The sequence below is a fragment of the Paenibacillus sp. yr247 genome, from assembly GCF_900103825.1.
GTDB lineage: Bacteria > Bacillota > Bacilli > Paenibacillales > NBRC-103111 > Paenibacillus_E.
Window position 1 is genome coordinate 279425 of the sequence record NZ_FNIF01000001.1, and the last position, 22710, is coordinate 302134.

At 42.8% G+C, this 22710-nt stretch carries 21 protein-coding genes; 15 read left to right on the forward strand and 6 right to left on the reverse strand.

The genetic code is table 11. From position 1 onward, the window contains the following. Window positions 1–135: 135 nt before the first annotated feature. From BLT91_RS01210 to BLT91_RS01230, 5 genes are all read left to right on the forward strand, one after another. Window positions 136–843: a metal ABC transporter ATP-binding protein gene (locus BLT91_RS01210; protein WP_090815755.1), complete on the forward strand. Its 708-nt coding sequence runs from the start codon at window positions 136–138 to the stop codon at window positions 841–843. Further along, the gene (locus BLT91_RS01215) at window positions 789–1703 is read left to right on the forward strand and encodes a metal ABC transporter permease (protein ID WP_090815756.1); all 915 of its coding nucleotides are present in this window, start codon (window positions 789–791) and stop codon (window positions 1701–1703) included. Before BLT91_RS01210 ends, BLT91_RS01215 begins: the two co-directional genes overlap by 55 nt. Before the next feature lie 6 nt (window positions 1704–1709). After that, window positions 1710–2651 carry a metal ABC transporter substrate-binding protein gene (locus BLT91_RS01220; RefSeq protein WP_090815758.1) on the forward strand — a complete coding sequence of 314 codons (942 nt, stop codon included), beginning with the start codon at window positions 1710–1712 and terminating at the stop codon, window positions 2649–2651. A gap of 169 nt (window positions 2652–2820) precedes the next feature. Beyond that, window positions 2821–2970, forward strand: coding sequence for a 50S ribosomal protein L33 (gene rpmG / locus BLT91_RS01225; protein ID WP_090815761.1), 150 nt, complete (start codon window positions 2821–2823; stop codon window positions 2968–2970). A gap of 87 nt (window positions 2971–3057) precedes the next feature. Next, window positions 3058–3531, forward strand: coding sequence for a hypothetical protein (locus BLT91_RS01230; protein WP_090815763.1), 474 nt, complete (start codon window positions 3058–3060; stop codon window positions 3529–3531). 18 nt (window positions 3532–3549) lie between these two features. On the opposite strand, the gene BLT91_RS01235 is transcribed toward BLT91_RS01230, so the two are convergent. After that, window positions 3550–4065 carry a metal-dependent hydrolase gene (locus tag BLT91_RS01235; protein ID WP_090815765.1) on the reverse strand — a complete coding sequence of 172 codons (516 nt, stop codon included), beginning with the start codon at window positions 4063–4065 and terminating at the stop codon, window positions 3550–3552. A 192-nt stretch (window positions 4066–4257) separates the two neighbouring features. Here BLT91_RS01235 and BLT91_RS01240 point away from each other — a divergent pair, with 192 nt between their 5' ends. Further along, on the forward strand, window positions 4258–4533 hold the full coding sequence (locus tag BLT91_RS01240; protein WP_090815767.1) for a late competence development ComFB family protein: 276 nt from the start codon (window positions 4258–4260) through the stop codon (window positions 4531–4533). A gap of 85 nt (window positions 4534–4618) precedes the next feature. Here the strand turns inward: BLT91_RS01240 and BLT91_RS01245 are convergent, their stop codons facing one another. From BLT91_RS01245 to BLT91_RS01255, 3 genes are read right to left on the reverse strand one after another with little or no spacing between them, the layout of a single operon-like run. Continuing rightward, window positions 4619–5533, reverse strand: coding sequence for a polyprenyl synthetase family protein (locus BLT91_RS01245; RefSeq protein ID WP_090815769.1), 915 nt, complete (start codon window positions 5531–5533; stop codon window positions 4619–4621). Then, the gene (locus tag BLT91_RS01250; RefSeq protein ID WP_090815771.1) at window positions 5533–6183 is read right to left on the reverse strand and encodes a response regulator transcription factor; all 651 of its coding nucleotides are present in this window, start codon (window positions 6181–6183) and stop codon (window positions 5533–5535) included. The genes BLT91_RS01245 and BLT91_RS01250 overlap by 1 nt, the downstream gene beginning before the upstream one ends. Next, the gene (locus tag BLT91_RS01255; RefSeq protein WP_141224916.1) at window positions 6180–8492 is read right to left on the reverse strand and encodes an ATP-binding protein; all 2313 of its coding nucleotides are present in this window, start codon (window positions 8490–8492) and stop codon (window positions 6180–6182) included. Before BLT91_RS01255 ends, BLT91_RS01250 begins: the two co-directional genes overlap by 4 nt. A gap of 85 nt (window positions 8493–8577) precedes the next feature. On the opposite strand from BLT91_RS01255, the gene BLT91_RS01260 reads away from it, so the two are divergent. From BLT91_RS01260 to BLT91_RS01275, 5 genes are all read left to right on the forward strand, one after another. After that, window positions 8578–8775: a hypothetical protein gene (locus tag BLT91_RS01260; protein WP_090815775.1), complete on the forward strand. Its 198-nt coding sequence runs from the start codon at window positions 8578–8580 to the stop codon at window positions 8773–8775. A 226-nt stretch (window positions 8776–9001) separates the two neighbouring features. Then, a complete protein-coding gene (locus BLT91_RS31155; RefSeq protein ID WP_175532040.1) occupies window positions 9002–9172 on the forward strand; it encodes a hypothetical protein in 171 nt (56 codons plus the stop codon). Between the two features lie 302 nt (window positions 9173–9474). After that, window positions 9475–9687: a hypothetical protein gene (locus tag BLT91_RS01265; RefSeq protein ID WP_090815777.1), complete on the forward strand. Its 213-nt coding sequence runs from the start codon at window positions 9475–9477 to the stop codon at window positions 9685–9687. Window positions 9688–9718: 31 nt separating this feature from the next. Beyond that, window positions 9719–10042 carry a substrate-binding domain-containing protein gene (locus tag BLT91_RS01270; protein ID WP_302847453.1) on the forward strand — a complete coding sequence of 108 codons (324 nt, stop codon included), beginning with the start codon at window positions 9719–9721 and terminating at the stop codon, window positions 10040–10042. Further along, window positions 10021–11157, forward strand: coding sequence for a glycosyltransferase WbsX family protein (locus BLT91_RS01275; protein ID WP_090815779.1), 1137 nt, complete (start codon window positions 10021–10023; stop codon window positions 11155–11157). The genes BLT91_RS01270 and BLT91_RS01275 overlap by 22 nt, the downstream gene beginning before the upstream one ends. A 74-nt stretch (window positions 11158–11231) precedes the next feature. Here the strand turns inward: BLT91_RS01275 and BLT91_RS01280 are convergent, their stop codons facing one another. Further along, the gene (locus tag BLT91_RS01280) at window positions 11232–12443 is read right to left on the reverse strand and encodes a PASTA domain-containing protein (protein ID WP_175532041.1); all 1212 of its coding nucleotides are present in this window, start codon (window positions 12441–12443) and stop codon (window positions 11232–11234) included. A 513-nt stretch (window positions 12444–12956) separates the two neighbouring features. Here BLT91_RS01280 and BLT91_RS01285 point away from each other — a divergent pair. Together BLT91_RS01285 and BLT91_RS01290 are read left to right on the forward strand one after the other, a co-directional pair. Continuing rightward, entirely contained in the window at window positions 12957–14600 is a 1644-nt protein-coding gene (locus tag BLT91_RS01285; RefSeq protein ID WP_368086753.1) for a hydroxysqualene dehydroxylase, read from the forward strand. A gap of 129 nt (window positions 14601–14729) precedes the next feature. Next, window positions 14730–19925, forward strand: coding sequence for an AAA family ATPase (locus tag BLT91_RS01290; RefSeq protein WP_090815785.1), 5196 nt, complete (start codon window positions 14730–14732; stop codon window positions 19923–19925). A gap of 77 nt (window positions 19926–20002) precedes the next feature. Here BLT91_RS01290 and BLT91_RS01295 read toward each other — a convergent pair whose 3' ends face one another. After that, a complete protein-coding gene (locus BLT91_RS01295; protein ID WP_090815787.1) occupies window positions 20003–20341 on the reverse strand; it encodes a L,D-transpeptidase in 339 nt (112 codons plus the stop codon). Between the two features lie 176 nt (window positions 20342–20517). Here BLT91_RS01295 and BLT91_RS01300 point away from each other — a divergent pair, with 176 nt between their 5' ends. Together BLT91_RS01300 and BLT91_RS01305 are read left to right on the forward strand one after the other, a co-directional pair. After that, entirely contained in the window at window positions 20518–21687 is a 1170-nt protein-coding gene (locus tag BLT91_RS01300) for an iron-containing alcohol dehydrogenase (protein ID WP_090815788.1), read from the forward strand. Further along, window positions 21684–22595, forward strand: a complete 912-nt coding sequence (locus tag BLT91_RS01305; protein WP_090815790.1) for an EamA family transporter — start codon at window positions 21684–21686, stop codon at window positions 22593–22595. Before BLT91_RS01300 ends, BLT91_RS01305 begins: the two co-directional genes overlap by 4 nt. The last annotated feature ends 115 nt before the right edge of the window (window positions 22596–22710 follow it).

Consider the following 22710-nt stretch of genomic DNA (forward strand, 5'->3'; position numbering starts at 1 on the left):
ATGAGATAAATTTCTCATTGTAGTAATTTTTACGATTTAATGCTTGGGGATAAATACCGGTTTCATGCAAAGGTAATGTCTTCACTTCAGCTATAGTAGTAATATTTACGTTTAAACAAGAAAGGAGTGATTTTCATGCTAGTGGCCTCGATGAATGAAGTGGAATTTGGATACACAGATGTACCCTGCCTGCAGGATGCAAGCGTAGAGATCCAATCTGGTGAGTTTGTGGCTGTTACAGGTCCGAATGGAGCGGCCAAGTCAACCTTGCTGAAATTGCTATTGGGCTTATTGCAGCCATGGAAGGGAAAGGTTTTCTTATCTTCTACGAACAAGAATGGCGTGAAACTGCGTGTAGGTTATGTGTCACAGCAAATCGCAGCCTTTAACGTTGGATTTCCCAGTACGATACTGGAGTTTGTAAGATCGGGCAGATTTGCCAATGGTTCTTGGCTCCGCAAGCTTTGCAAAGAAGATGATCAACAAACGGAGAAAGCACTCCGCCAAGTTGGTATGTGGGAATTGCGCAACCGTAAAATTGGCGAATTATCCGGTGGTCAGAAACAGCGAATTTGTATTGCGCGAGCACTTGCTCAAGAGCCGGATATGTTGGTGCTTGATGAGCCGACGACGGGTATGGATCAAGAAAGTCGCTTTGGCTTCTACGAATTGATGCATCATCAAGTTAAAGCTCATGGCCGTACGGTTATCATGGTGACACATGGGCTCTCGGAGGTTGCCCCCTACTTAGATCGCATTATTGAGCTAGAGAGGAAGGAGGATGGCGGATGGAAATGCTGCACTACGACTTCATGCAGCGGGCATTTTGTGCCGGTGGGCTAATCGCTGTAATTGCCTCGATTCTTGGTGTCTATCTGATGCTTCGTAGACAAGCGCTGATGGCTGATATGCTGTCCCATGTTTCTCTGGCAGGGGTAGCGGGAGGTGCGTATTTACATATAAATCCAACGTTAACGGGCTTTGTAGTGGCTACTTTAGGAGCAATTGCCGTCGAATATGTGAGGAGATCTTATAAGTCCTATAGCGAGATTTCGGTTGCCATCATAATGGTTGGCGGTCTATCCACGGCTGTTGTCCTAATGAGCCTTAATCAGAGTATGAATAAAGGATTCTCCACTTATTTATTTGGTTCCGTTGTTGCCGTTAATGAAACGGAGCTAATCCTGATGTTGGTTGTTGCCCTTATCGGCGGTTTGTTCTTTTATGTTTTTCGACGTCCGCTATATCAAATCACCTTTGATGAAGAAACAGCCAAAACCAATGGGCTTCCTGTCAAATGGATCTCGTTAAGTTTTAGTGTACTAACGGGTATGATTGTGTCCGCGGCCATGCCAATCGTCGGCGTTTTGCTTGTATCTGCACTTATTGTTTTGCCTGCTGCTCTTGCAATTCGTATTGCGTCGAGCTTTCATGCAGCTCTTTTTCTAGCCATGAGTATCGGTTTACTGGGTGTATTTGCTGGTCTAACAGCTTCTTATGAACTCAGTACACCGCCGGGCGGTACGATTGCACTGCTTCTTTTATTATTTCTGATTATGGGTATGAGTCTGAAGAAAATGTCAGTGAAGTGGGGTAAAGCTAGAAATAAAAAGAAGCTAGAGGAAGACATTTCTTCGATTAGTATCATCCCCCGTTTGTCCAAAGAGTCCAATTTATTATCTTTTAATAACCAGGAGGAATAGCAAACAATGAAAAAAACATGGGTTGGGCAATCACTCGTTTTAACAGCAGTATCCGCAGTCCTTTTATCAGGTTGCGCATCTAGCCCAGCATCAAGCAGCGGCAAATTGAATGTTGTTACTACCTTTTATCCGATGTACGAATTCACGAAACAAGTAGCTGGCGATCACGCTAACGTAATAGGGTTAATTCCAGCAGGAGCTGAACCTCACGATTGGGAACCGAGTGCTAAGGATATGGAGAAGGTAAAGAAAGCTAGCTTATTTGTTTTCAACGGTATCGTGGAGAGCTGGGTTGATCAAGCACTTCAGAGTGCAGCGAATGATAAACGTGTGGTTGTCGAAGCAAGTAAAGGAATTGATCTGATGGAGGGCTTGCCTGAAGAGGAAGCAGATAAAGATCATAAGGAAGCTGAGGGAGCTAAAATCCTAGATCCTCACGTATGGCTTGACCCTGTTCTCGCGCAAAAAGAAGTCGAAGCCATTCAAGCTGGCTTGGCGCAAGCAGACCCTGCAAATAAAGAGGATTACCGCAAAAATGCGGATGCTTATATCGCAAAACTTAAATGGCTAGAGGAGTCCTTTAAAGTGGGTTTGAGAGATGTGAAACGCAAAGAATTCGTTACTCAGCATGCTGCTTTCGCTTACTTGGCCAAAGAATATGGTTTGAAGCAAATACCCATTGCCGGACTATCGCCGGAACAAGAGCCGTCTCCAGATAAAATGGGGGATATCATCAAATTTGCCAAAGAAAATAAAGTTCAAACCATATTCTTCGAAACGTTAGTCGATCCGAAGATTGCCCAAACCATCGCTAAAGAAATCGGCGCTAAAACAGCTGTGTTGAATCCTCTTGAGGGTCTGACAGCCGACGATAAGAAAAATAATCTGGACTACATTAGCATAATGAAGGAAAACCTGGAAGCTTTGAAAAAAGCGTTAAACGAGTAGAAAATAAAGCATTCTACATCAACTCGATCTTTAATGGTAAAAATTACGTATATTACAAGGCGTGGTTCTCATGCAAAATAACAAAATACCATCCAAAGTGGTCATGTGGCTGGCTACACGGAATACTGCCTCAATCATAGAAATTATTCATAATTAGGAGGTGAGCAGCATGAGAGTTATAATTACACTAGCGTGCACTGAAACTGGAGACAGGAATTATACGACGACGAAGAACAAAAGAACGCAAACTGCACGTCTGGAATTACGTAAATACTGTCCACGTCTGAAGCGTCATACGCTTCATCGTGAAACACGATAAAGATAATTAGGAATTTGGCAAGTGAGGGAGTCCGGGCTGTTTGGTTCCGGCTTTCTTTGATAAGTAGGATTATGGAGGTCAGCAGGTATGGCGAGCACGATAGTTAATGAGGGTGGCGAAATTACGCTTAGTCAGCATACAGAAGCACAATGGAAGCGACGAGAGGAAGAACTTATCGCGTGGACAGCGAGAGTGAAACAACGCAAGCACCCGAAGCAAACGAAGCTGTTGGGACATTTCCATGTTGACGCTGAATTGTTTGACGCGCTATCTCTATTACTTGCCAAACAAGTACTGACCGAATACTCCTGCGCCGGAGTGAGCCCACTCGATGAGCCTGAAGACCATTCGTTATATGCGTATATCACGTTAATTGCTTCTGCCCGCACAGAACGATTTGTTCAACTGGCCATGAAACGAATGAATCACCGGCTGTTGGTTACTTTCGAGCCTGGGCGGAACCGATACGATCTCTCATCCTTTTACATAGGTCACAACCGCTCATTCTGCCAATTAATCCAGCAATGTGCTGAGTTATTTGAGTTTGTCGAAAACGAATAGGAAAATACCCTTATATTTCTATAAAGGCATCTGCAGAATTTGGGGAAATAAATGAGCCAAAGGGATGACTAAGCTGACTGCCAAGAGTAACCAACGAAACACCGTTTCACTCGTAGATCCGGTATCAATGGCTATAAATTTAGGGAGTAGACGGATTTTGAACGGAATTGGCCAGAACAGTTCGACCCCTCTTTCATTGAGTAAATCGATAAGCGGATGAGACCCATAAGCAAGGATGAATACCCAGAAATACAATGCAGGCAAGGGCATTGCCATCATGATTAATAGAAGTAGAAAGAGCAAGGAATGGGTGACCGTCCTATGCTTAACCTTCAGAAGGCGAAGCAGAGCGGATAAAGGAAAAAGAACCTTGGCCATTGTAGATCCCGGCTTATCGACATCGGCTAACGTGCCGGCTAAACAACCAAGCAAGAGAGCACCAGCCGCATCCCAAGAGAAAAAGCTAATATCTTGATATGTGAGAAAGATTTCCGCGGAAATGAATCCGGCAATACTGTGTGTTTTTTGCAGCATGATTAAACCCCTACCTATACATAATTTAATTTAACTTTATATGATTCGGAACCGATTCGTTTTTTTGGGGGGGATATCATCAAAGTACTTGGAGCCGCGTCATTACGTTTTCTTTTCTTTTTCATACCTTTTTGATTATGCGTTTATACGTTATAATAGTCATATAGTTGAATAGAGAAGGAGCACACTCCGATGCCAGTCTTCAATGCCATGGAAACGATAGTCATCAACTTATTTGATGAGTTTCAAAAGAACTATGAAATGAAATGCATTTGCAATAAATGTAAAGAAGATATGCTAGCTTTGGTCTTAAATAATATCCCCCCTAGATATACCTCGAGTGAAAAGGGGCAGTTATTTATAAAAGGTCTTTATATTAATCCACAGCTGCAGTCCGATGTGATGCGTGAATTAATGGAAGCGGCGAATATTGTGGAACATCATCAACAACATCAAGTGGAATCCTAGAAAAAATCAACAAGGCTGGTCTCTCACAAGAGGCCAGCCTTGTTTACTTCAAATTACAATATCACTATCTGAATTAAATGTTCTATCAACCAACGGCTGCCATTACCGTTTCTTTAAGCTTGTCTTTCCATGGGGAATCAATAGGCAGTGACTCTAGAAGCTCTTCGGCTTTATTAGCAAATAGGAATTGAATCGTTTTGGCATACTCAATACAACCTGATTCATTGATATATTGCTGGTACTCAAACTTCAATTCGATCAGTTCTTCCCTGGTTATTAATCCGTTATAATACTGATGAAGAGGGGGAAACTTATCTTCACTTTGCTTTAGTAAATACAGGATAGGCAATGTCTTTTTTTTCTGTAAAATATCATTTTTTTGATCGATACGCGTGATATCACGCGTATCATTGTTTAGTTGGGCTGCGAGTCCAACGTACTGAGCGATTTCGTTGATATGTGCTAGGATAGCTGGATCACATTCCTCTAATCCGAGATAACCCATGCAGAAAGACAGATGGATAAGGGACGATGACTTTTCTTGAACCATCGTTATGTAATCATTTTCCGTTGCTACGGAATGGTTCAAATCCCGATGTTGTCCATTAATGGATCTTGCGATAAGCTGCAACACTTCGGTCATATGGGTAGCTTTGTTCTGACTGATCTCACCGATAGAAGCCATAAGAAATGCGATAATGGCATTTAAGGCGTAAGTCCGATCACAGGTCATCCACGGTTTATCGCTGTTATCCTGGTCCTGCAAATCATCCATGATATCGAGAGATAAAATGATGAGCTCCGTTTGCGCAGCAGCGGCGTAAATATCCGGTGACCCCCCACCCAACATATGATGACAGTTGATTGTGAAGTCGGACCAAATGCTCCCGCCTTCACTGATTTTATCTTTGACAAAGGTTTTTAATAAGGCATTCAAATCGGTGACGTGAAAATACACATCAATAATTCGGTACATCTCTGAAATGACACGTTGATGCATTACGGCCTCCGGTTGACATCGAAAATATGCTTGAATTGATTAAACTTATCTACCGCTTGTGCTCTAGATTTCACGCCTAATTTCTCATATATTTTTCGAATATAGTTATCGACGGTTCGCTTACTCATATGCACTTCCTCGGCCATCTGCTCATTCGTTAAGCCTTGGACAATCATCGTCATCATACTCACTTCATCATCGTCCAATAAATCCGTCTGATGCAAATTCCCACTGGAAACTCTCATTTTGTGAAAAACAGGAACTGGCACGACCGTAAAGTTCTCTAACAAAAGGGTAACTAAGCTCTTGATGAGCGTTCCGCTGGACTCCTTAGAAATAACGGCACTAACTTCAAGCCCGATCAGATGGTTGTAAAGATGTGATAATTCAATACCGGAAAAAATGACAAGGTGGGTAGTGGGATATTTACCTTTAATGATTTTGGCAACTTCATCTCCGTACTGGTCAGGAAGATTAAAATCAAGAAAAATAATATCCGGTACGTGCAAGTCCACTAGTTCTAAGCATTGTTTTGCAGTAGCCGCAATCCCAACAATCTGCACACCTTCAATCTGCTTCAAGGTACTCGATGTCGCTTCGGCCATTAACGGGTGATCATCCACGATCAGAATCTTCGATTGCTTATTCATACAGCGCTTCCTTCCTGATTAGGTATGGGGATCCGAATGGTGAGTTCTACTCCGCTTCCCTTATTGGATTGCAGCTCCAAATGCCCGTTTAGATGTAAAACACGGCTCTTCATCTGTTCTAGCCCAAAGCCTGAATTCGCGATTGTGCGGAGTCTCTTATCTTTGGCAAGCGCTTGTGGATCCAAGCCAACGCCATTATCTTTATAAAATAAACAAAGGTAACTTTCTATCACAGCCAATTTAATGGTGACTTTGGATGCTTTAGAATGCTTCTTGGCATTGTGCATAAGCTCTTGAAAAATGCGGAAGATGTGCTTTTTTATTTCCATATCCATACTTTCAATGACCGTTGATCCTTCAACATGGAAATGAGTTTCATACTCATTCAAACCAATATCCAGATCAACCGTGGCTTGAATGGTTTGAATTAATCCAATGTTTTGAAGCAAATGCGGATTTAATTCGAAGCAGCTTTGGCGTAAGCTCTCATTCACCAAATCCAAATGCTTGATGGCTTGAAGCACCTGCTGCCGATCCTCATTATGTTCGATATACGAAATCAGCTTTCTTCGAATGAGCAAAATATCCTGCATGGTCGTATCGTGTAGATCGGCGGCAATGCGATAGCGTTCTTGTTCCTGTAATTCAAACAATGACTTCCGGAGCCAAACAAAATCTTGCCCTGCTTGCTCATTTGGAATTTGAGAGGCTAGCTCGTGCAGCTTCATCGTTAGCTTGCGAATCAAATAAATATTTTCCAAACTTACGGCCAAATAGGAGATGATGAGATTTAACCATTGCCTTTCCTCTAGGCTTAACAAGGTATTCGTTTTCTTTCTGGTTGTAACTAAATAGCAGGCATATTCTTCATTTTGATTAATTTCAAAGACGGAATACGTTGAATCATCTAGTTGACCATCACGTAGACATTGTTCAATTTCCTCTAAATCCAGGTCACCCTCGCCAATGGATTCAATCGAATTCTGGTATTGAAACACAATGGCTCCTCCATAAACATTCAGTGTACTCACGATATCTACCAGAATAATATCTTTTAATTCACGGAAGCTCTTGATCGTTCGCAGATTTCTCGCAATCTTTTTTAGCGCCAGCTGCAAGTAATATTTTCTTGGGAACATGATGACATCTAATTTAGTGACAAAATACTCTAGTAAATACAATAAGAATGAAATAATCGTTAAAATGAATAAAAAGCTAAACAATAATGTCTGAAAATTGGCTTCCGTGTTGAAAATGAAGGCAATTAATACAATAATAATAGCACTTGGAACCATCGATATCAGTGTTGTGTAGAGAATGCGGCGGAGTAAAATATTAATATCATACAGCTGCTTTGTGACAATCATGTAAGAGAACGAAATTGGAAAAAACAACATGAAAAATCCCGTATAAAGAGGTTCAACGAGTGGTTTGTCCCTGACCAAAATCGGAATGAACGATAGAAAAGCCAGCGGTGCGGCCGATATAAATAGGGCGAACCATACAAGCTTAATGATGGCTTGAATAGAGGAATTTTCACGACGATATTTGAAAAATACATGGATAAACATGATGACATTGAGCAGAAGACCAAATAAGAAAAATAATAAAACGCAGAAATAGTCTAAATTATACAAATCATACGTATCTAATGAACTAAAATATATAAATCTTCCTATAAAAGTAAGAAGCATGATGCCGTATAAATAAGTAAGAAATTTAGTTGGTAATTGAATAGCGCTTTTTTCTTTGAAAAAAAGGATTAAAAAATGAAGAAAAACTAGCGGTACGATCGTGACTAGGTCACTGATGAGCACTTTAGACAAGCTATCCCCTCGGGCCGAAGGAGGAATACACATGAAAATAACACCAGTAATTAGAAAAACGAGTGATAAGAATCGAGCTGATTTGGAATTAGGAATTTTTAAATAGATTAAAAAAGAAATACAGATACTTAATATTTCGCCAAATAGAGAGATATAGTCAAAAGCAGGCTGTACTTTATCACTTAAGGTAATCCTAATTTCTTGATTGTTTCTAGAGATTGTAATACTGTTGGCCTGCTCTATGGTTGCCCACTTTCTAACTGTCATATCTTCATTGGGATCTTTATCGTTCACCCTAATAATTTTGTCCCCAAGCTGCAGACCCAAATTGATTCTTGTATTCTCAAATTGAAAAGAACTAATTCTCCATTCAAATTGTTCGTTTCGTTGTAATTGGATGCCATAATAAGAATAATGAAAGGTTAAAAATAAAAACCAGACCTGCATGCCGATCAAACTAAACAATAAAAGTAGTTTAAACACGGTATATCGCAACCACTATCTCTTCCTTTCATACACTGCTATAATGGTATTATTTACTACTTATTTTTTATGGGAGGGTATGAAAATGATTAGTGCTACTTGGTCACCAGAACTATCGAGTATCATCGCATCACTTAAACAGTTAGATCTACGTGAAAGAATGTCTGTATTGAAAAATCTAGCTGTAACAGAGTCTTGGAACGTTTCTCAAGAAGAAAAACAAGCTGTGTTAAAAGCCTTTTCAAAATCCGAAAAAGAGCCTGCTGCAAGTCCTTGGTTTTAGTCTGACTTTCTCATTTCTTAATTTTACCAAATCTATCAAAAAGATTGCAATTAGATTTTTATTATCTAATTGCAATCTTTTTATTTTGCGCAAAAAAAAGTGCGCGTTTATGAGATCGTGGGGTGCATTTACGTAAAAAATTTTTGCGCTGTTATTAAGTGCGCTTCAAGATAAGATGGAAGTAGCTAAATTTCCAATATAATGAAAATAAGGTGGGGAATTCATATTGAAAAATGAACAATTTGAGTGCATGTTTGATTCTGTGTTAACGGACGTTGTGAAGCAAACCTACAGTAATCTTTCCTTGCCCTCCATTGAACAAATTCAAATTTCGATGAAGAAAATGATGGATCACATTGAAGCCAATCACGGATGGAGTCCAGGTATTGATAGATAAGAAAACTTGAAATCGATAAGCGATGGCTCGCTTATGAATACATATATAGATAAATTCAGCAGTCTATTTTCTCTTTGAGGAGAATAGGCTGTTTTTTTATTATATCATGTCCGCTATAATATTTGTAAACGCTATCATGAAACGAGGGAAATGGATGAAGACTCGTTTGTTTGCTCTAGGAATGATTGTCTCTCTGTTGCTTAATGCGTGTCAACCGCAATCAATAACGTTCGTTCCTAAAAAGCAGCCAAGGAGCAGACGCTTACATGGATACATCATTTTGATGAGGAAGGCGCACGAAAATGGCTGGAGGTCGGAACGCAGTTATTTACCAAACAGCATCCGGCGGAACTTCCATTGTTGCAAAAAGTAAGCATCCGGAGCGAGCTCTGATGGTCTACGAGCTGATTCGTCAAGATCCGGAAGTGTACCGACTGATGATTTACGGCTTGGAAACGCAGAAACGACAACAACAATTGAAAAGCTGCAGGCCTACAGACGTACATTGGGCGTAAATGAGCTTTCTTTTCGCAAAGAAATCGTACGCTGGGGGATTTCTCTATGCATTGCGGCCGAAAGCTGATGGATCAGTTCCTTTCTATGCCAAATCGTCCAACGGCCATTCTGTGTATAAATGATTACGTGGCCATTAGCGCGATGAAAACAGCTATTTCACGGGGGATGCGTATCCCCGAGGATATCGCCATTGCGGGGTTCGATGATACGCAACTATCTTCGGCGATGAATCCGGAGCTCACAACCGTTTCGCAGCATAGTGAACAGCTTGGCAGGCAGGCGATGGCCATTTTATCAAAATTGATTCAAAAGGAAAAGGTGGGGAGTATTCAATGGCCGACAAAACCAAAGTAGCTGTCTATTATTTTCCGAATTATCATATTGATCCGCGCAATGAAGCTAGGCATGGCAAGGGTTGGACGGAATGGGAGCTGGTTAAGCAAGCGACACCGAGATTTGCAGGACACCAGCAGCCGAAAGTGCCGTTGTGGGGTATGGAGGATGAAGCTGATCCGCAAGTAATGGCGCGCAAAATCAAAGCCGCAGATGAGCACGGCATCGATGCGTTTATCTTCGATTGGTATTGGTACGAAGATGCTCCTTATTTACACGGGGCGTTGGAGCGTGGTTTCCTAAAAGCGGACAATGCTGACAAGCTTCGCTTCGCTCTCATGTGGGCCAATCATGACTGGCTCAACATCTTCCCAGCAAGTAAAGAACGTAACTATGAGGTGTTGACCGAAGGTACAGTCATGGAGCAGCAGTTTGTGCAAGCGACCGACTACATGATCGAGCATTATTTTCATCATACCTCTTATTGGCGAGTGGAGGGAGGGCTTTACTTCTCCATTTATGAGCTGATGAATTTGGTTAAAGGACTGGGTGGCAATGTGTTAGAAGTTCGACGTATTCTCAGCGATTTCCGTACAAGAGTAAGAACTGCAGGACTGGGAGAGCTGCATTTGAACGCGATCGTATGGGGGATCCAGAACCTCCCTGGTGAAGAAACAATTACCGATGTGAACGCGCTTATGGATTTGCTGGACTTCGACAGCATCACGTCATATGTCTGGATTCATCATCAAGAACTACCGCATTACCCAGACACGGATTACAGTGCTTACAGGGAGCTAAATATAGCTGATTTCGTCAAATTTACGGAAACATATACACGGCCTTATTTTCCAAATGTATCAATGGGCTGGGATTCTAGTCCTCGCACAGTGCAAAATGAAAGTCATGAAAATATTGGATATCCGTATACCCCAATCCTTGTCGAGAACACGCCGAAGCAATTTAAACTTGCTCTTCAACAAGCTAAACAATTTTTGGAGCAAGGACGCACGAATCCACCTATTCTCACGATAAATTCATGGAATGAGTGGACCGAGGGAAGTTATTTGGAGCCTGATACGGTTCATGGTATAGGGTATTTGGAGGCCATTCGTGATGTGTTTATAAAGGAATAATCTAATCCGATTGATTTAAGGAAAAGAGCCTTAAATCTCCAATCAATCGGAGGATCAGGGCTCTTTATAATGAGTTACGGACTTCCTTTACTTACCCAAAACGTAACATTGTCGCCCTGCAGCCCTTGAATACCTGGCTTAGGATCTTGTCTAATGACAGTTCCCTTGGGCTGATCATTCGCTTCAATCACATAATTGTAATGAAGACCGGCAGCTAAAGCTTGCTTCTCGGCATCAGCTTGAGTTTGACCGATCAAGTTCGGAATCACGACTTCCTCCGTTTTTTTGTTCGCATCCCCAACAGGCTTCGTTGTGGTTGGGGTCGCTTCTGGGCTATTTGAAGGCGGAATAGGTGTTGCGGTTTGAATCGGTGTCACAACCACCGGAAGTTTTTTATTGGAAGAGGGCCAAAGCGCCCAAACGGCAACGATAACAACTATAACAGCGGCTGCTCCTAGTCCTGCCTTACTTAAAGCGCTTAGTGAAAGGGCTCGCTTAACTGTTGCTGATGGGGCATCCTCCTCTTCATCAGCCTCATTCGCCTCTTGGTTTTTGTAGTTACTTTGCAAATGTGTAGGAATAGCATCGTACTTCTGACCGGAAGTCGGCAAACTGCGCAAACCAAAAATTAACGAAGAAATTGAAGCCTGACCTTGGCAGATGAGTTTAACCAGCTTAACTATAGCTAATTTTTGCTCGGGAGTTGCAGATGGGATAGGAGCACGTTCCAGATGCGTATGCATGACTTCAAAAGCACCCGTAATTGTCTCCGCACCAGTAAAGAGCTGAATCATTAATCGACAAAGCCCGATGGCCCCTTGTGCCTGGGGATCGCCTAAGTCCCAGTAGTTAATGACGGATAGTTTACCGTGATCGTCTAACCATAGGTTTTCAGCCCCTACTGAAAATCCTGTAATCCGCTCTTCCAAAGCATCAAGCAGGGAAACCCCTAGATCAGCGATCATCGCGACGATGTGATTGAAAGACCATTCTTTATTGTTGACATGGCGGGAGAATAGCGAGCCTGGTTTTGCTTGCAAAATAATTGTAACCGAATCTTCCTCTACAGAGGTGTCTAGGATATGCTGAAACCCTTCATGTATGAACGCCGCTTTATGATGAAGGGTTCGCATGTAATCTGCGCCAAACTGCCCAGGTTGAAGCTGTATTTTATAAAGGAGAACCTTTCGAGTCAGAAATAAATCATCACCATAATTCAGAGTCCCATGAGGTAAACTGACGATCTGCGTACCCGGCACATATCGTGTACCAATCTTGTTATGCATGGAATATCCATCCTCTCTTGATGGCATCATTAGGAATTGCCTCTATTATATATGATTCGGTGTGATATAGGAATTTAGGTATTTTGTTATGAAAAATAACATATTAATCCAAAATCATTATTGGACTTTATAATCGTTTATTTGCTTTAGATTAAGATGTGATTTTAGCGGCTATTAGCGAACTTCAGCACGAAGAGTTGGAACAAAGAGAGGAAGATAGCAGTTATTTCATTGACTTTACTGTACACCTTTTTCCACCGTATTGAAACAAGTTTGAGGAAATTGAATGGAAAAGCAGAGAAGTTGCTGCGCGTGTTTAAGTAACAATATCCCGCCCTGGAGCAAATGAATAAGGAAGACTTCTACGAAGCCGTACCAAGCTGGTGAGATACAGCTGATCAAGGCTTTTTTTCTGTTTCTATTGAACTAAAAGTCTATGATTCAAATGACCTAGATGATATGATAGTTTTACAGATATTTTTACAATATGATCCAAATTGAGGGGGAAAATTGGTGAAAAAAGTCGCTATTTTGGGCGGCGGGGTCGCTGGGATGAGTGCCGCGCATGAATTAATCGAAAGAGGATATGAGGTGTCCGTATACGAGTTTAAAAGTATCCCCGGAGGGAAAGCGAGAAGTATGCCGTTCGTAGGAAGTGGAACCGATGGCAGGAAGGATCTTCCGGGGGAACATGGCTTCCGCTTATTCCCTCGCTTTTACAGACATGTCATAGATACTTTGAAGCGAATTCCCTATGAGAAAGGAACTGTCTATGATAACTTAATGGAAGTGACACGGTTAGATATTGCCACCTATACGGCACCTCTATTGCCGCTGCTAGCCAAAATAGAATTTAATTTAGATAATTTTCTAGTTGTCATCAAGGATCTGTTCGATAATGGATTAGGTCTAAGCATGGAGGATATGGAGCAATACGGACGAAAGCTGTGGCAAATCATGACGAGCTGTGATGAACGTATTCGAGAGGAATATAACCTCATCGATTGGTGGAATTTCATTGAAGCTGACAAACAATCTCCTGCATTCCAAAAAATATTCGCTGGCTTTACCAAAACCCTCGTTGCTTGCCAATCCAAAATCGCGAACACACAAACAGTTGGCCCTGTGGCTGTTCAAATGACACTTGACATCACAACACCAGGCACTAGCTTCGTTCGTCTTTTGAACGGTCCAACGAATGATAAATGGGTGAACCCTTGGCTGACATATTTACGAGACCGTGGGGTTGACTATCATTTAGCTGCAAAGGTTGTAAGCATCGATTGCGTGGATGGCGTCATTCGCAGCGCGAAGGTGACGGAGCATGGTAAGACTTTCGAGGTAAAAGCTGATTATTACATAGCTGCATTCCCTGTTGAAGTGATGGGTAAATTCGTTACGGAGTCTATGCTTCAAGCAGACCCTTCGTTGGCTGGTGTGCAAAAGCTCGTTGATTCTGTCGCGTGGATGAATGGTATACAGTATTATTTGAAGAAAGACTTGCCTATCACACATGGTCATGTCATTTATTTGGATGCCCCATGGTCGCTTACTTCCGTTTCCCAGAAGCAATTCTGGCCGGATGTCGACCTTAGTGCTTACGGCGATGGCACTGTGAAAGGCGTTCTATCCGTGGATATTTCGGATTGGGACGCACCAGGGATATTATTCGGTAAATCAGCTACGCTCTGTACCGCTGAAGAGATTAAAGCCGAAGTATGGGCACAGATGAAGTTAAGCTTGAACGTGGATGGCGCCGTTATTCTAGAAGACGACGTACTGCATTCGTTTTTCCTGGATACGGATATCCAATTTGAGAATCCCGACCATGCATGCACGAATATGGAGCCCCTGCTCATTAATCGTATAGATACATGGGAGGACCGTCCAGAAGCAGATACCGCTATTCCGAATCTGTTCCTTGCAGCGGACTATGTTCGAACAAATACGAATCTTGCGACGATGGAAGGCGCCAATGAAGCGGCGCGTCGTGCGGTTAATGCAATTTTAAAACAAGACGGTTCAACGGAAGAGCCTTGCGAAATATGGGAGATGTACACATTTGAGCTTGGCCATATCGATTTATTGAAACCTTTTCATCATCATGACAAGCGACGCTTCGAGAAGGGGCTTCCTTGGGATGGCAAAGTTTTTTAGTTGAAAAGAAAGTATGAGTTTTATACTTTTGCTTCGCATCAACCTTGACAAACGCACTCGTCCCTAAAGGACGACGGAGTTGTTTATCCTTGAGAAGTACCTAGCAGCAAGTTATACTAGGAGGATTTTATGCTAATTTTGCCGGAATACGAGTTGATCAGACAAATCTATCAAGGTGAACGGACAGTACTGTATCGTGCTGTTCATAAGCCGTCTATGGAAAAAGTGATTATCAAAACCCTGCGATCTGATTTTCCGGTTTCTGCCGATATCGCTAGATTGAAACGAGAGTATGAAATTGGTAAAATGCTGGACATTCCCGGCATTGTTAAACCACGGGCGTTTTCCAAGCATCAAAACAGCGTAGCTCTCATCTTGGAGGACTTTGACGGTGAAACCTTGTCAGCTTATTTCCCTGTCTTTCGTAAGTCACTAAAAGATTTTTTAACAGCGGCTATTCAATTGGCCAAAATCGTTGGCGATATTCATCAGAGGTATGTCATACATAAGGATATTAAACCCAGCAATATTATAATTAATCCTGATAAACAGATCATGAAGCTGGCTGATTTCAGCATTTCCTCCTTCACGAGAGAACGTCAAGAAATGTTAGACCCTTTGCTGTTGGAAGGAACGCTAAGTTATATGTCGCCTGAGCAGACAGGCCGGATGAATCGGATTATCGATTACCGTACGGATTACTACTCCTTAGGAGTTACTTTCTACGAAATGATCACAGGACGGCTTCCGTTTCAAACAGAAGATCCAGTGGAATTGATTCACTGCCATTTCGCGGTGACACCGGCTTCTCCGGACAGCTTACGGATGGACATTCCTAAGCCGCTTTCCGATATTGTTATGAAGCTTCTCGCTAAAAATGCGGAAGATCGATATCAGAGTGCTTACGGCATCATTCAAGATCTCGAACATTGCCTAATGATGAGCAATTCGCCTGAAGAAATGAAAAGCTTTACCATAGGACTTTACGATATGACTGACATGTTCCAGATCCCTCAAGGATTGTACGGACGAGCTCAGGAAATCGAGAAGCTGTTGTATGTTTATGGGCGTGCAGTGCATGGATCGCTGGAAGCCGTTTGGGTGACAGGCGAGTCTGGATATGGCAAATCGTTTCTGATCGCTGAAACGATGAAGACGATTATGAAGGACAACGGCTGGTTCTTATCCGGCCGATTTGAGCCGAACAAACAGCATGTCTCGTATCATGCGTTGTCCAGGGCACTAAGGCAGTTGGTCCGTCAGCTTCTGACGGAGAAGGATCAACAAATCGAAGAGTATCGCGGACGTTTGCTCAAAGTACTGGGAACGAGCGGTAAAGTATTGATCGAACTTGTTCCAGAGCTTGAGCTCCTAATCGGTGAGCAGCCTAATGCGAAACAGCTTCCTCCGCAAGAAACACAGAATCGCTTGCATTTCTTACTGCAGCAATTTCTGTATATCTTCTGTGCGAAAGATCGGCCTATCGTGTTGTTCCTTGATGATTTGCAGTGGGCAGATGCTGCTTCTTTGCAGTTCCTTGATCTGCTCTTAAACGATTCTCAGATGAGGCATTTCCTCTTCATAGGCTCTTATCGCAGCGAGTATGATACCAATTGGTTATCATCCACACATGTTCAATTGCTGGACAAGCTGCCAGAGCGCCTCGTTGCGGAACGGATTATGCTGCAGGCACTTGAGATCGGCGATGTACAGCAGTTGGTTGCAGAGTCTTTGAAGACCGAGCAGCAGCAGGTTGCTGAGCTGGCTCAACTCGTCCTGCAAAAAACCGGAGGCAACCCTTTTTTCGTCAAACAATTTCTAGCTGCCTTGTATGAGCAAAATTTGCTCACCTATAGCTATGAAGCAAATCGTTGGATATGGGATATGAGTGAAATTCAGAAGCTCAGAATAACCGATAATCTAATGTTCCTCCTAGCTGAGAAGCTGCAGCGCATGCCGCCTAGAACGCAATATTTATTGCGGCTAGCTGCTTGTTTGGGTGCTTCATTTGACCTGGAGGCGCTTGGTATTATCGCCATAACATCATGTACTGATGTTTTGCAGGAATTAGAAACTTCGATCCAAACCGGCTTGATCATTCCCGTTGGTACGGATTATAAGTTTTTTAATGAGATGCAAGGGAATTCAGGTGCACAAGACATTCGTTTTATGTTTGTACATGATTCCATTCAAGAAGCGGTCTATGGTTCCATCGAAGAATCAATACTGCCAGAGATGCATTTGAATATCGCGAATAAGCTGCTAGAGCTCTTACCGGATGATCAGGTGGAACAGCGATTGTTCGATATTGTTAACCATTTGAATATGGGTTCTGGCTTGTTAACAGAGCGGCAGGAGCTTATCGAGCTTCTAGAGTTTAATCTCAGGGCAGGACGCAAAGCGAAGTCCTCGAATGCTTATCGATCAGCGCTGCAGTATTATAATAAAGCATTGGTGATACTGAAGCTGGTAGAGGGAGTGGAGTTAGCTGATCTCAGCTTCTCCATTCGGCTTGAGAAGTCTGAGGTGCTCTATCTGAATGGTCAGGCGGATGAGGCTGAGACATCGTATGAGCAGTTGCTCTTAGATGCCCGAACGGATGAACTAAAGCTGGAAGTGTATAACTTACAAGTTATTCTGTATACGAATGTAGGTAAGCAGCATAAAAGCGTGGACGTTGGATTGAAAGCCTTAGCTGAACAAGGCCTTCGCATTTCCAAAGAGCCTACGGGCGTTAACATATTTCTTGAATATATGAAATTGAAAGCCATGATTGGACGGAAAAATACCTTACAATTGTATGATTTGCCGATTATGGAAGATGAATACCGATTCAAATTAATGAATTTAATGATGAGTATCGCTGTTTCTGCTTACTTCGTAAATACGAATCTATTCGTATTGTTCATGTTCATCATGACGAAGCATGCGTTGAAATATGGAAATACTAAGGTTATGGCCTATGTGTATGGGTCATACGGCTTAATTCTAGGATCCGGCTTTGGGAATTATCAGCTAGGTTATCAATACGGTCAGCTTGGCGACAGAATGAATGCCAGATTCCAATCCCATCAGTTCCGCAGCAAAAGCCATTTCTCATTTGGTTTGTTCGTCACTCCTTGGGTAAAACCGCTGCAGGTGTGTTTGGAGCATTTGAAGGAGTCGTTCAAAAGCGGAATCGAAGATGGTGATTTGGTGTTTGCAGGATATGCCCTTACCTATCAGGTTTTGGTGAAGGATTTTCAAGGTGTTGCACTCTCGGAAGTGCAGGAAGATTTAGCTAAAAACTATCGGATATTGGAACAAACCAATCATCACGACACGCTTCTTATGCTAGAAATGCTTCGTATGGTCATTCACAATTTGGAAGGGAAAGCTGCGAATCCCCTGATCATCGGCAAAGATGAGGAAGAGGAAGAACGGTTTGTCCGCAAACTGGAAATCCATCCGAATCAAGTCATTTTACATGAGTATAAGGTTAAAAAAATGATGCTGTATTATTTGTTTGGTCAATATGCTGATGCCTTAAAGACCGGCAAGGATACAGAACCTATGCAGTCTGTTTCTTTCGGGTTATTCCATATTCCTGAAAATTATTTCTATTATGCTTTATCGATTACCGCGATGTATAAAGACGCATTGATCTTCGATCAGAAGATGTTCGCTAAACAAATGAAAAAGATGCTGCGCAAGATGGATATATGGGCTACCCATTGTCCAGAAAATTTTTTACATCTCAGCTTATTAATGAGGGCCGAGTGGAACCGTGTAACAGGCCAATTCCAGAAAGCGGAGCAAGATTACGAAACGTCCATCCGGCAAGCCCGGGAGCAGGGCTTTATCCAGCATGAGGCGATTGCATGTGAGCTGGCAGGAAAGCTGTATAAGGATGCAGGCCGTGAAAAGATTGCCAAAACGTATTTCATCGATGCGTATTACGGTTATTTAAGCTGGGGCGCGAAGGCCAAGGCCGATGAGTTAAAGCTGCGTTATCCGAACTATTTAACATCGCTCAAGGAGCAGCAGGATTGGAGTACTACGAATATCAGTGACTATTCGCTGCAGGCGCTTGATTTTATGACGATTATGAACACATCTAGATCGTTGTCAAGTGAAGTCAACTTAGAACAACTGATCAAGCGATTGATGGAGATTGTCACGTACTCGTCTGGCGCAGAGAGAAGCATACTTGTCTTGAAAGAAAGAGACAGCTTATTCGTGGAGGCTGAAATGCTTGCCCTAGATGGTAAGGATTCGTGCACCGTAAGCTCTGTTGCACTTGAAATCAGAGAAGATCTCCCGGCCGCTGTGATTCAATTCGTTGCACGGACTAAAGAGGGTGTCGTACTTGATGATGCTGCGAATAAAGGTTTTTTTACACATGATCCTTATATTCGGGCTGCAGAAGGTAAATCCATTTTCTGCGAGCCCATCCTGCATCAGGGCAATCTAGTCGGCGTCTTTTATCTTGAAAATAATTTGATTCGCAATGCCTTTACATCGGACCGCCTTGATATCATCAAGCTGTTGTCTGCGCAGGCGGCTATTTCTATCGAGAATGCAAGACTCTATAATGATTTGGAGTCCAAAGTCAAAGAACGGACAAATGAGTTAATCCTGATGGAGACGTCGCGTCGCGACTTGTTGTCCAATATTTCACATGATTTGGGCACACCGCTCACATCCATTCAGGGGTATGTAGAGGCTATACTTGACGGAGTTATTCAAGAACCTGAGGAACAAAGAAAGTACCTTTCGGTCGTTCATATGCGGATTGTCGGAATCCAGCGACTCATTACTGATCTCTATCAGCTGAGTCGACTAGAGACCAAGCAATTCCATTTTCAGCTAGCACCCGTATCTTGCGAGACGATGGTTCGCCAGCTCTTTGCGAAATATGAGCTGGATGCAGCGAATGCGGGAATTACCTACACACTGGACATGGCGTTATCGGAAGGCGAAGAACTGCTTTTAACGGTGGACACGGATCGTATTGAGCAGGTGTATGCAAATATTTTGTACAATGCGATTAAATTTTCAGCTAAAGGTGGATTCATCGATGTTCGGGTAGAAATCAAGGATGAACCGCGCGAGTTAGTTATTCGGGTTACCGATACCGGCGTGGGGATTGGCGAAGAGGATCTTCCGCACATTTTTGAAAGGTTTTACAAAGTTTCCAAATCACGCAGCACGTCCGGCGGGAGTGGCCTGGGTCTTGCGATAGCGAAAGAGATTGTCCAGTATCACGGCGGGCAGATTTGGGCGGAAAGCCGACTTGGGAAAGGCTGCAGCATCTCGTTCTCGCTACCCGTACATAAGATTTAACTTCAAGTTATGTTAATCTCTACCCAGAAGAGCCGTATACCTCATATGATCTTATGTGCGGTTTGCGGTTTTTTGTGCTAAGGACGAATCGTAACTCTTGTATGAATGGGGACAAGTGCGGCTAGCTCAAGTACGTCCTGGTTGTACATTCGGATACATCCATGGGATGTTCTCTTGCCAATAGAAGAGGGATCATTCGTACCATGGATACCATAATGCGGCTTACTTAAACCCATCCAGAGGACACCGAAAGGGCCACCGGGATGTGGTTGTTTATTGATAATGAAATACTCACCCGTGGGTGTTTTGGTTACCATTTTACCTATACCAACAGGGAAGCCTCGTACAACGCGATTTACATCCAACAGATATAATTGAAAATCAGATAGATCGATAATAATACGGTAATTGGGCACGGGAACATCACCTCGGTCTATCATATGTACGTTTGTGATAAAAGAACAGGGCATCTGCTGGGGGAGGACCACGAAGTGGGTTTTTTTATGTAGAGGCACGTTTTCGATAATAAATTTTACTTGTGGTATACTTCTTCTTTAGATAATAGTCATCAGTCATCAAAGGAGATACAGACATGCAATCATTTTTACAGTTTAATCCTACTAGATTATGGTTTGGAAAAGGGCAAGTTGAGCAGTTAAAACAGGAGCTTGGCACGACCGGCAAAAGGGTATTGCTCGTATTTGGCGGCGGGAGTATTAAGAAAAATGGCGTTTACGAGGCTGTTAAGCAGCAGCTTGAGCATATGCAAGCAGAAGTATTTGAAATGTCAGGTGTGGAACCTAATCCAAGGCTTACGTCTGTTCAGAAGGGTATAGACATTTGCCGTGAGAAGGGAATTGAGCTCATATTAGCCGTTGGCGGGGGCAGTGTTATTGACTGTGTCAAAGCGATTTCTGTGGGTGTTTACTATGACGGAGATGTATGGGACCTCATTACACGCAAAGCCGTCCCTACCAAAGCGCTGCCTTTTGGTACCGTATTGACGCTTGCAGCTACGGGTTCTGAGATGAATAATATTTCTGTTATTACAAATTGGGAGAAAAATGAGAAGCGTGGTTGGAGCAGCCCTCTAGCTTATCCGGCTTTCTCTATTTTGGATCCTGAGTTCACTTATTCTGTTCCTTTGGATCAAACGGTTTATGGCATCGTGGACATGATGTCGCATGTATTAGAGCAGTATTTCCATCGTACGGAGAATACGCCCATGATGGATCGCTTTATGGAGTCTGTTCTTTTGACAGTCATGGAAGCTGCTCCGAAGCTGCTTGCGAATCTGAGTAGCTATGAGTATAGAGCAACGGTAATGTATGCCGGGACGACAGCATTCAACGGGCTGTTGTCCAGCGGCACGGATGGTGGAGATTGGGCATCGCATCAGATCGAGCACGGACTGTCCGCGATCTATGACATTCCGCATGGCGGAGGGCTCGCCATTGTATTTCCGAACTGGATGAAGCATTGTGCAGAGGATGATCCATCCCGAATGAAGAATGTGGCGATGGCTGTTTTCGGTATCGATCCAACCAGCAAGACCGATCAAGAAATTGCGCTCGAAGGGAGTGACGCGCTGCGTGACTTCTGGAATTCCCTTGGTGCCCCGAATCGACTAGGGGATTATGGAATCGATGATTCTAGGCTAGAGGAATTAGTGCATAAATCCTTTATGAAAGAAAAAGTGGGGCAATACAAAATTACGACGCGGGAATCCGTCAGAGACATTTTGATGCGATCCTTCTCATGAAGTATTACTTATATGTTTTGGCAGGCGCCTGCAGCTTTGGACTGTTGTCCACGTTTGTAAAAAAAGCGTACGAGTCTGGTTTCCATGTTGGTGATGTTGTTGGCAGCCAAAATCTATTTGGCGTTTTGATGATGTGGATATTAGTCCTCGTTACGTCAAAATCGGCAAGAGGCAATAGCTCTACGACAACGAAATATAGAGTGTCCCCGCGACAAGCATTGACGTTAATGGCTGTTGGTACAACGTCGGGATTAACCGGCATACTTTATTACGCGGCCTTACAGTATATTTCTGCTTCTTTTGCTATTATCCTATTATTTCAATTTACATGGATGGGCATCTTACTGGAGGCCATTATGGAGCGTAAACTTCCCGCTAAAGATAAATTAATCTCACTTTTCATTTTGTTTGTTGGGATAATAATGGCAAGTGGTTATTTAAAGGGGGGGCACGAGACTCCTTCTTGGCTAGGGATTATCCTTGGGCTGTTATCTGCCCTTACTTACGCATTATTCATTGCGTTCAGCGGCAAAGTTTCAAGCGACGTCGCGCCAATAACACGCAGTGCTATCATGCAATCCGGATCCTTAATTCTGGTTATGTTGGTGTTTCCGCCCCATTTTCTTTTTAATGGATCCCTCCATGAGGAATTGCTGCCTTGGGCGCTGCTTCTTGCCTTTTTCGGCGTCGTCATTCCACCGTTATTTTTCGCCATTGGCGTACCCCGGATTGGCGGAGGGATGGCAACAATCATGAGTGCTGCTGAATTGCCCACAGCGGTAATTATGTCCTTTGTTGTGCTAAACGAATCCGTGAATGGGTTACAATGGTTGGGTATTATCGTCACGATGTTCGGTATTGCGCTGCCTGAGTTGATGAAGCGAAGTAAGCGGCTGCTCTTAAATTGAGATAAGGTGAACTCTGAATCGTTAAGATTTGGTGTTCACCTTTTTTTATGCAAATGTTTACTTGAAAAAGTTTGAAAAGTTCATAGTTCTTCTAGATTATTCAGTTTTGATCGGA

Coding starts and splice junctions, on each gene's coding strand:
- BLT91_RS01215 (WP_090815756.1), top strand. CDS start 789: ATGGAAATGCTGCACTACGACTTCATGCAGCGGGCATTTTGTGCCGGT.
- BLT91_RS01210 (WP_090815755.1), top strand. CDS start 136: ATGCTAGTGGCCTCGATGAATGAAGTGGAATTTGGATACACAGATGTA.
- BLT91_RS01240 (WP_090815767.1), top strand. CDS start 4,258: ATGCCAGTCTTCAATGCCATGGAAACGATAGTCATCAACTTATTTGAT.
- BLT91_RS01305 (WP_090815790.1), top strand. CDS start 21,684: ATGAAGTATTACTTATATGTTTTGGCAGGCGCCTGCAGCTTTGGACTG.
- BLT91_RS01275 (WP_090815779.1), top strand. CDS start 10,021: ATGGCCGACAAAACCAAAGTAGCTGTCTATTATTTTCCGAATTATCAT.
- BLT91_RS01300 (WP_090815788.1), top strand. CDS start 20,518: ATGCAATCATTTTTACAGTTTAATCCTACTAGATTATGGTTTGGAAAA.
- BLT91_RS01245 (WP_090815769.1), bottom strand. CDS start 5,533: ATGCATCAACGTGTCATTTCAGAGATGTACCGAATTATTGATGTGTAT.
- BLT91_RS01290 (WP_090815785.1), top strand. CDS start 14,730: ATGCTAATTTTGCCGGAATACGAGTTGATCAGACAAATCTATCAAGGT.
- BLT91_RS01280 (WP_175532041.1), bottom strand. CDS start 12,443: ATGCATAACAAGATTGGTACACGATATGTGCCGGGTACGCAGATCGTC.
- BLT91_RS01230 (WP_090815763.1), top strand. CDS start 3,058: ATGGCGAGCACGATAGTTAATGAGGGTGGCGAAATTACGCTTAGTCAG.
- BLT91_RS01235 (WP_090815765.1), bottom strand. CDS start 4,065: ATGCTGCAAAAAACACACAGTATTGCCGGATTCATTTCCGCGGAAATC.
- BLT91_RS01220 (WP_090815758.1), top strand. CDS start 1,710: ATGAAAAAAACATGGGTTGGGCAATCACTCGTTTTAACAGCAGTATCC.
- BLT91_RS01250 (WP_090815771.1), bottom strand. CDS start 6,183: ATGAATAAGCAATCGAAGATTCTGATCGTGGATGATCACCCGTTAATG.
- BLT91_RS01265 (WP_090815777.1), top strand. CDS start 9,475: ATGGCTGGAGGTCGGAACGCAGTTATTTACCAAACAGCATCCGGCGGA.
- rpmG (WP_090815761.1), top strand. CDS start 2,821: ATGAGAGTTATAATTACACTAGCGTGCACTGAAACTGGAGACAGGAAT.
- BLT91_RS01260 (WP_090815775.1), top strand. CDS start 8,578: ATGATTAGTGCTACTTGGTCACCAGAACTATCGAGTATCATCGCATCA.